Below are 8,789 nucleotides of genomic sequence, written 5' to 3' on the forward strand. Positions count from 1 at the left end.
TCGACCACTCGTAAAGTTATTTCGCTTGGACATCGTGGTTCGAATAAAGCGCTCATAATGCCCCAAATCCAAATCAGTTTCGGCACCGTCTTCGGTAACAAATACTTCACCGTGCTGAAAAGGACTCATCGTGCCTGGATCCACATTTATATATGGGTCCAGTTTAAGCATTGTTACTTTCAGCCCTCGAGCTTCTAAAATAGCAGCCAATGAAGCTGAAGCGATGCCTTTCCCTAAGGAGGATACAACACCACCTGTCACGAAAATAAAACGTGTCATGCAAATCCCGTCAATATCTCAGACAAAGAGCTTTCCATACCTTGCGCCACGCAAAGTTCAGTTAACTCAAATATTTATGTAGAAGGGGGAGATTTTCATCTCAAGATGGGGCGCCAGATTACCAGAAAGCGAGGTTTCACTCAAACTAAATGTGCGTTCAATCACAGCTAATATCTCTTCTGCAAAGGCCTCATAGCTAAATTAAATTTATAGTACCTGGCCTGGCAGAGGCTGACATTGTCTTTTATCATAAACATAAGCCAAAAAATGGAGCTAATTCGTGTATCGCCCCCACCCCCAAACTCATGACAATTCAATAGTGCCCAGCGCTCTGAAAAAGTCGAAAGCAGGCTTTTCGTGCTCAGCAATAGCCGTGGTTTCAAGCCTATTATTTATACTGTCCTTTTCATTAAGTTCAGCCTTACATGCCAAACCTTTAATTGTCGGCGTTGCGCCCTCGTTCCCCAAACCCGTTGCCGAACTGGAAGCTCTTGAAAAACAGATCGTTAAGAAAAAAAGCAAGTTTGCGGTGAAACAAAAGAAGCTAGACCAACAACTCAGCTATGCAACATCAAGCAGCTCTCTTCCTACTAAAACAGTAGCATGGCAAAACGTAATTTCTTTTTTGGAACAAGCCTCGGGAATTGAACTTAAATATGAAGCTGCCAGCAGCCAACTCGATTTTGAATTAAAACTGGCCAAAGGGCATTACGACCTTGCCTACACTACCCCTTTGCAGTTTCATGCATTTAAAGAGTTTCCGGGCTACCAGGCCCAGGTCAAACGCAAGTCACAGCCAATCAGAGGACTAATATTCGTTAAGAAAACTGGACCAATTAAGACCTTGGCAGAGCTAAGAAATTCAACCATTGCGTTTCCTGGCTTGCTAGATTTTGCCGCCAGCGTAGTGCCGAGAGAAAGCCTGAATAAACTTAACTTCGATATCATCCCCCAGTTTTTATCTAGTCAGTCAGCGGTCTACAAAGGCGTCGCTAATGGGGATTACATCGCCGGTGGCGGAACTGATGAGAGCTTTAGAGCACTCCCCCCTGAAATACGTAGTCGCCTGAGAATGCTCTGGGACAGCCCCGGGTTTTCTCCCTACCCTCTTATCGCACACCCTCGCGTCGATTTTTTCTCGCTCACCAAGTTAAAGCGGGCGTTTGTGAATATGATTAAGGATGACGAAGGGGTAAAGCTTCTTAAATATATTTTTGTTGAAAACGGCTTTGAGGTTGCTAAAAACAGCGACTGGGATGAAATTGGCCTGATCGACCTCCATATCCTTAACGGTACTTCGAAAAAATCTCATGCAGAGTAAACAGGTCTACCTCTTTGGAACTTGCCTAATAGATTCCTTTTACCCGGAATCAGGTATGGATGCGATTGCTCTGCTTGAACTATGTAATTATCAAATAGTATTTCCTCAAGCGCAAACCTGCTGCGGACAGCCTCCCTATAATTCGGGTGAAGCAAGCCCAGCCAAAGATGTCGCCTGGCACACCATTCAGGTTTTTTCCGACAAAAAGTTACCTGTTATCGTACCTTCAGCCTCTTGTGCGGCCATGATCAAGCATCACTACCCGACTCTCTTCGACACGGGTTCCACAGAGCATAAACAAGCAATAGAGCTGAGCTCGAGAACCTACGAGCTTATCGAGTTTCTAGAGCCCATCCTCCCATACAATAAGCAAATCGACAGCTCCCACACTCATATCAGTCTTCACCGATCCTGTAGCGCCCTTAGGGAGATGGAAGTCGCAGAACCATGGCTATCAATTCTAAGAAAGCTAGATGGCGTCGAGGTATCCTTACCAACACTAGAGCAGGAGTGCTGCGGATTTGGGGGAACCTTTGCTATCAAGTCTCCTGAGATTTCTGCCGCCATGACAGCAGACAAATGTGAGCACTTACTATCACCAAATACTCAGTCTATATTAAGCGGTGATTGTGGCTGCATTTTGAATATTAGCGGACATATCAAGCATTCAGGCGACAAGCGTCCTTGCACCCATATCGCGAGATTTATTGCTCAGCGTTTTGGAATACAACATGACTGACGACGCGCACTCAAACTTCGCCACTCGCATAAAAAGCGCACTAGAAGATACGCAGCTACGCTCCAACTTCCGCGGCGCCATGGACTTTCTACGCAATAAACGCAAACAAGCCTTCAGTGATGAAGAGGAATGGCAAACCCTTAGAGAACAAGGTGCAGCAATAAGACAGAACGTCGTCGAGCGTTTACCTGAACTGCTAGAGCAACTAGAACAACAATGTAGCAATAACGGCATTCAGGTACATTGGGCAGAAACCGGGATCGAAGCTAACCAAATTGTTCTCGACATAGCACAACGTCGCAAAGCCAAACTTGTTATCAAAGGAAAGTCGATGGCGAGCGAAGAAATCGAATTGAACAATTTCCTCCAGAGCCATAATATTGAAGCCATTGAATCGGATATGGGGGAGTACATTGTGCAGATTGCCGATGAAACACCGTCTCATATCATCATGCCCGCCATCCACAAAAACAAACAGGAAATTGCTCAACTATTTGAAAAGAAGCTCAAGTTGAAATGCGACCCGAACGACGTTGATGGCATGATTGGTCTGGGTAGAAGAATCCTCAGGGATAAATTTGAAAAAGCAGACATTGGCATTTCGGGCGTCAACTTTGCTGCTGCCGAGTCAGGTACGCTTTGCCTGGTAGAAAACGAGGGTAATGGACGCTTATCTACCACAGCTCCTCCGGTGCACATTGCAATTATGGGCCTGGAAAAAGTTATTCCAAGCCTGAGAGAACTACCAACACTACAACGCCTTCTCACTCGTTCCGCAACCGGCCAACATATCACCAGCTACCTCAACTTGATTAGCAGCCCGCGTCAAGCAGGAGAACTTGACGGCCCCGAGGAAGTTCACTTAATTATTCTCGACAATGGCCGCTCACTCATCCAACAAGATCCGGAGCTGAAAACCACTCTCGCTTGTATTCGCTGTGGTGCATGCATGAATCACTGCCCGGTCTATACCAAAATAGGCGGACATGCTTACGGCACAACCTACCCCGGCCCTATTGGGCAGGTTGTTATGCCTCAACTTAAGGGTATGGCAAGTCATGGGGAGCTTCTAAATGCCTGCTCCCTTAATGGCGCCTGCGGGGAAGCCTGCCCAGTAGATATTAAACTGCCTCAACTTATCCGTAGTTTGAGAAACAAACAACAAGCTACTGGCTCGACGCTAAAGGTAGAATCGTGGATCTGGCGTTTGTGGAAAGTGATCCATACCCACCCCAAACTCTATCGCCTAGTCACCAAGCTCATGGGCGCCTTCCCTTTCATCAGCACTTGCTACCCAAAAGCATGGCGCAATACCCGAACACCGGCTCGCCCAAGTGCACGTACCCTTCACGAGAGGCTAAAGCATAGCCATCAAAAATTTGATGGACAAAGCAAGGAGCCACGCCAATGAACCAAGCTAAACTGAACATACTCTCACGCCTAAAACGCTCCAAGGGTTTTAAAGCACCAGAACGCGAGGGTTTGCCTAGCTCCCATAGAAGTCGTAGTGGTATTGTTCAAGCTGAAGATTTGCTTAGGCAGCTGATCTCAAAACTAGAAGAAAATCACGCAGAAGTACATCGAGTTAGCGCGCTTAAGTGGAAAACAACACTTACTGACATCATGGAAAGAGAAAAAGCCAAGCACTGCTTATTAGGGAATAATCTTGCATACCAAAGCGAAATTGAACAAGCTCTGCGCCTTCATAATAATAACATCAGCATTACACGCTACTCACAAGCTTATGAAACCCTTCGGGAAACCTTATTCCATAACATCGATATCGGCATCACCCTTGCACAGGGAGCAATAGCCGAAACCGGAACCTTATTGCTGCTGCCAAATAAAGACGAACCTAGAATGATGTCGCTTGTGCCACCAATACATCTAGTGCTACTACAAGAGGATCAAATCTACCCGGATTTATCAAGTTTGCTCAATGATGAACCTTGGGGTCAATGCGAGAAAATGCCAAGCAATGTTTTGTTTATTTCCAGCCCGTCGAAAACAGCAGATATACAACAAACACTAGCCTATGGCGCTCATGGACCCAAAAAGCTGATTGTCTTAGTTCAAGAAAACGCAGAGATATAGAGTGCTAAGGAGCAACGCTCAGCTCATCCAGAATCGATTCACTATCACCGCCTCCCGTTCTTAAACAGGGGAAAACCAATAGAATTTCGGTGCATTGCTCCGAGTCAGTGGAATAACTTATCGCCCCCCCTAAAGCGCTCATGACCCGTCGATAATAGACGGTCGCCAGATCAAGGTTAGATGAATCTTCATCCACAACTCTTAAACCTTCTAGCTGAGAACGCTGAACACCTTCTTTATAACGCAATAATAATACATTACGGCCACCCTCAACCCGACTATCAATAGTGATCTCTTCGCCTTTAGCCACGACAGAGTGATTGATGGCCGTTTTTAGTATGTTAAACAAAGCATAAATCAATAACCATTCATCACCTTTGAACAAGAAGTCTTGGCGTAAGTCTGTTCGTATTCTCTCTCGCTCTCCTGGCATAAACACATACTCTGCCAAACTCTTCGTTACTACACTCTGAATTGAAAGCACCTTGAAGGTACTTACATCGATGGGTTCATCCTTCACCAGACCTAGACTCATGTCGATCACCTGAGCACTTCGCGCGATAGCCACATGAGCTTGGCTATAGGGACTATCTAAATATCTCTCATCTTTTAGCTCCGCTCGTACCAATGCAGCATGTTCAACAAAGGCATGTAATTGATCTAAAGGCCCTCTCATGTCATTGGCGATATTACCGGCCAAAGACTGCAAACTCTGCATTTTTTGAAATAAGAAGCGCTGCTCCTGGAAAGCCTGACGGCGAAAAAACTCTACACGCTCAATGAGTCGACCCAATTTAGACGACAAAGCCTGTAACCTCGACTGATCTTTCAAACGCATGTCAGATTTACTGACGACGACTAAGAGCATTCCCCTAAAGTCACTATTTGCAACAACAGGCAAACCCAGCATCTCACGTCCCGGCACCATTTCGACCCAATCATAGGCAGCATCGAGCTGCTCAGTTGACATAATTTCAACCATTTGGGCGTTAAGCGTTCTTTCCTCAGCCTCACCCTGCAGGTGCACGTTTATAGAAGAGGGCAAACGATCATGGCGGCGTCCATCACTGCCGCTAAATAGTATGCGTTGATAGTTTCTCTCAGCGCTCAGGTCATTCGCATCAAAGCGCTCCAACTCTTTCCTGGATAAAGTTCGCTCCAATAGAACCCTATCCAAATACCATGCATAGTGATGGATATAGCTTTGTTGCTCAAAAAACTGCCGAAGAATTGGCAACATCGACTCAAAGTCATCAGATTGATCTAGCTGATACATTAGGTCTCGAAAGTGCCGCTCAGCATCAAGTTTCTGACGAACCAGGACTTTATCTGAAAACGCTTGTAAGCGAGATTTCATCGCTGCATAAAATTCACAGGAACAGATGGTGATAAGAACCAGAAATACAGTCTGAGAAACACTCAAATACGCTTGATCTATAAAGATGCCACCTTTAAGCATTAAAACCACGAAACCAACGATGCAAATGTAAATCATCAAACGCGTGATAACAAAACTCAGCGTCTCGGGCAGTTCAAGTAGGTCATGTTTCAATACTGCGTAGGTAGATATCACCACCATAAGGGCGACTGAAAGTAAGCCATAAGGCGGTATATTGATATCAAACTCAAGAGATAGCGTCATCCCACCCCCTAAAAAACCCAGGGCAATCGTCATGATCAGATAGTCCAACTTTAACTTACCTGAGCGGGTTGTGTCGGCTCTCTCTTGCAGTAGGACATATAGAGTATGCCCAATAATCCCGGCAAAAAATACCGGAAACAGATAGAACAAGTTCCCCCCTACAGGGAACCAGAAAGCATCAAAACGAAAGCTGGGACTGTGTAGAAAATGCTCTGGAGCGATAAATATCAAACTCAAATAGAGAAGCGATAAAAGATAGTATGAGAAAGAAACACGCTCGTAGGCATGTTGCTTACCCACAAAGCTTACAACAAAGTGAAACAACAAGACCGGAAGGAATAACACGACTGAGTTAGCACAACGTGCCCAAAACAAAGCTTGTGAAGGCTCGTTGGTAGACATTCCAACGAACAAGCTAAAAGACCAGAGAGCCAAGAGCGTACAGATTAGGCCAAAAAGAATCGACCCTCCCTGGCGTTTTGCCGATAAGCAAAGTACTGCACTGGCTGTACTCAATAGAGCGCAAACCAGACTAATAAAAGCAAAATTGTTCCATACCACAACGGTCACCCTGACCTTAACATTCCTGATCCTATGTTCAGCATGGGCTGTGACGGAATAATATTACCCCTATTCGAATAGTTGCCTTTAGCTGTACATAATCTAAACAGGCATTATCCTCCCAGAATCGCTTGGCAGCAAGCTAACGATTGATTACCATGCAAAAAATAAGAAGCTTTAGCCACTTTTATCGCTTCATGACAATAATTTGATGGATGCAATTAATGAAACACTTCTTATCCTGGCCCCGCAAGTCTCTATTCAACCTACTGCTAGTATCATATCTAGCGAGCCTTCTATCCTTTAATACGCTTGCCGCTCCAGAAAGTAAGCACGTTGCAATCACCCAGATTGTTGAGCACCCTGCCCTTGATGCAGTGAGAAAGGGCGTTAAGGATGTCCTCGCCGAGCATGACTGGAAAGACGGAGAAAATCTTAAGTGGGATTACCAAAGTGCACAAGGCGCACCGGCAACTGCAGCCCAAATAGCCAAAAAATTTGCAGGCGACAGGCCAGACGTATTTGTAGCTATCGCCACCCCTTCAGCCCAGGCTGCGGTAGCCTCTGCCAGAAATACCAACATAGTTTTTAGCGCAGTGACCGATCCTGTGGCAGCCAAACTGGTGAAGTCTTGGGAGCAACCGAGCAAAAACGTTACAGGCGTGTCGGACCTAACACCGATAAAACTGCATTTAGAGATGATTAAAGAGGTCCTCCCTGCCAGTAAGCAACTCGGTATTATCTACAACCCAGGAGAAGCTAATTCTGTTTCACTTCTCAAGCTAATCAAGCAACATGCTGAAGAGCTGAACCTTCAAGTAATTGAAGCAGTCTCCCCCAAGTCCTCGGATGTGCAAACTGCAGCTCGCTCATTACTCGGCAAGGTTGATGCAATTTACCTCCCTACAGACAACACAGTCATCTCTGCTATAGAAGGTATCATCAAAATTTCTGAGCAAGCAGACATTCCTGTTTTTGCCGGCGACACCGATAGTGTCGCTCGTGGCGCCATCGCGGCCTTAGGGTTTAACTACTATGAAGTGGGCCGACAGACAGGCAAGATCGTTGTGCAGATTCTTCAAGGCCAATCACCTGCTGATATTCCGGTTCAAGGTGTCATGAATACAGAGTTGTTTGTTAATCCTGGCGCAGCAAAGCGTATGGGCATAACACTTTCGCCAGAGTTTATCTCTAAGGCTAAATCACTTGTTGAATAGTTTTGCCTTATTCGGCGCCTTAGAAACCGGCTTCATTTTTGCGCTGGTCGCATTTGGAGTCTTTCTTTCTTTTCGAGTCCTGGATTTTCCAGACCTTACTGTTGACGGGTCTTTTCCCTTAGGGGCCGCTGTCGCCGCGGCACTGATTGTTGCTGGCGTAAACCCTCTTATCTCGACGCTCTGCGCTTGCTTAGCCGGCGCCCTTGCAGGCTCAGTGACAGCGATATTAAATGTGAAACTAAAAATTTTGCATTTACTTGCATCAATCCTGACTATGATCGCGCTTTATTCCATTAACCTGCGAATAATGGATGGCCCGAACATCGCGTTGCTCGGCGTTGATACCTTGTTAAGCCCGCTAGATAAGCTAAGTATTGCTACTTATGAGATTCCTTATTATGTCGCCTACCCAATTTGCTTCGGTATCATTAGTCTTATTACTTTCACCCTGCTTTTTATGTTCCTGCGTAGTGAAATTGGTTTAGCAATGCGCGCTACAGGCTCTAACCCCAGAATGGCTCAGGCCAATGGCGTCAATACTTCGTTAATGGTTATTCTTGGGATGTCACTATCTAATGCCCTTGTCGCCCTGGCAGGCGCTTTATTTGCTCAAAGTCAGGGTAGCGCTGATGTAACTATGGGGGTCGGCATCATTATTATCGGCCTTGCTTCTGTGATAGGCGGCGAAGCCTTGATTAGCCCGAAGAACCTGTTTCGCTGGATCCTTGCCTGCCTGATTGGCTCACTACTCTATCGCCTGGTTATTGCCGTGGCACTTAACGGTGAATTATTAGGCCTTAAAGCTCAAGATCTCAATTTGATCACGGCTATTTTGGTAACGCTCGCAATTGTTGCCCCAAATATCAAAAGCGCCATTAAAGCACGCACGAGGTTCGGCCAATGATCTCAATGAGCAAGGTAGATGTTAGTCTTAAT

At 45.8% G+C, this 8,789-nt stretch carries 7 protein-coding genes and 1 pseudogene; 6 read left to right on the forward strand and 2 right to left on the reverse strand.

Going from position 1 to position 8,789, the window contains the following annotated elements; translation table 11 throughout:
- Positions 1-279, reverse strand: a pseudogene (gene pyrG, locus A3757_RS20190) (CTP synthetase); the annotation flags it as partial.
- Positions 280-652: 373 nt separating this feature from the next.
- Between pyrG and A3757_RS20195 the strand changes: the two are divergent.
- From A3757_RS20195 to A3757_RS20210, 4 genes are read left to right on the forward strand one after another with little or no spacing between them, the layout of a single operon-like run.
- Positions 653-1,600, forward strand: a complete 948-nt coding sequence (locus tag A3757_RS20195; RefSeq protein ID WP_197470162.1) for a phosphate/phosphite/phosphonate ABC transporter substrate-binding protein — start codon at positions 653-655, stop codon at positions 1,598-1,600.
- Entirely contained in the window at positions 1,590-2,339 is a 750-nt protein-coding gene (locus tag A3757_RS20200; protein WP_068553473.1) for a (Fe-S)-binding protein, read from the forward strand. The genes A3757_RS20195 and A3757_RS20200 overlap by 11 nt, the downstream gene beginning before the upstream one ends.
- The gene (locus A3757_RS20205; RefSeq protein ID WP_068553472.1) at positions 2,332-3,750 is read left to right on the forward strand and encodes a LutB/LldF family L-lactate oxidation iron-sulfur protein; all 1,419 of its coding nucleotides are present in this window, start codon (positions 2,332-2,334) and stop codon (positions 3,748-3,750) included. The genes A3757_RS20200 and A3757_RS20205 overlap by 8 nt, the downstream gene beginning before the upstream one ends.
- Complete coding sequence (locus tag A3757_RS20210) at positions 3,747-4,433, forward strand: lactate utilization protein (protein ID WP_068553471.1); 687 nt, start codon at positions 3,747-3,749, stop codon at positions 4,431-4,433. Before A3757_RS20205 ends, A3757_RS20210 begins: the two co-directional genes overlap by 4 nt.
- Before the next feature lie 4 nt (positions 4,434-4,437).
- Here the strand turns inward: A3757_RS20210 and A3757_RS20215 are convergent, their stop codons facing one another.
- Positions 4,438-6,636, reverse strand: coding sequence for a histidine kinase N-terminal 7TM domain-containing protein (locus A3757_RS20215; RefSeq protein ID WP_197470163.1), 2,199 nt, complete (start codon positions 6,634-6,636; stop codon positions 4,438-4,440).
- A 224-nt stretch (positions 6,637-6,860) separates the two neighbouring features.
- Between A3757_RS20215 and A3757_RS20220 the strand changes: the two genes are divergently transcribed.
- Complete coding sequence (locus A3757_RS20220; protein ID WP_068553469.1) at positions 6,861-7,853, forward strand: ABC transporter substrate-binding protein; 993 nt, start codon at positions 6,861-6,863, stop codon at positions 7,851-7,853.
- Positions 7,843-8,757, forward strand: a complete 915-nt coding sequence (locus A3757_RS20225; RefSeq protein ID WP_068553468.1) for an ABC transporter permease — start codon at positions 7,843-7,845, stop codon at positions 8,755-8,757. Before A3757_RS20220 ends, A3757_RS20225 begins: the two co-directional genes overlap by 11 nt.
- Positions 8,758-8,789: the final 32 nt, after the last annotated feature.

The organism is Oleiphilus sp. HI0117, from assembly GCF_001635235.1.

Excerpts from the sequence above, each read along its gene's own strand:
- A3757_RS20205 (WP_068553472.1), top strand. The coding sequence starts at position 2,332 with ATGACTGACGACGCGCACTCAAACTTCGCCACTCGCATAAAAAGCGCA.
- A3757_RS20220 (WP_068553469.1), top strand. The coding sequence starts at position 6,861 with ATGAAACACTTCTTATCCTGGCCCCGCAAGTCTCTATTCAACCTACTG.
- A3757_RS20210 (WP_068553471.1), top strand. The coding sequence starts at position 3,747 with ATGAACCAAGCTAAACTGAACATACTCTCACGCCTAAAACGCTCCAAG.
- A3757_RS20200 (WP_068553473.1), top strand. The coding sequence starts at position 1,590 with ATGCAGAGTAAACAGGTCTACCTCTTTGGAACTTGCCTAATAGATTCC.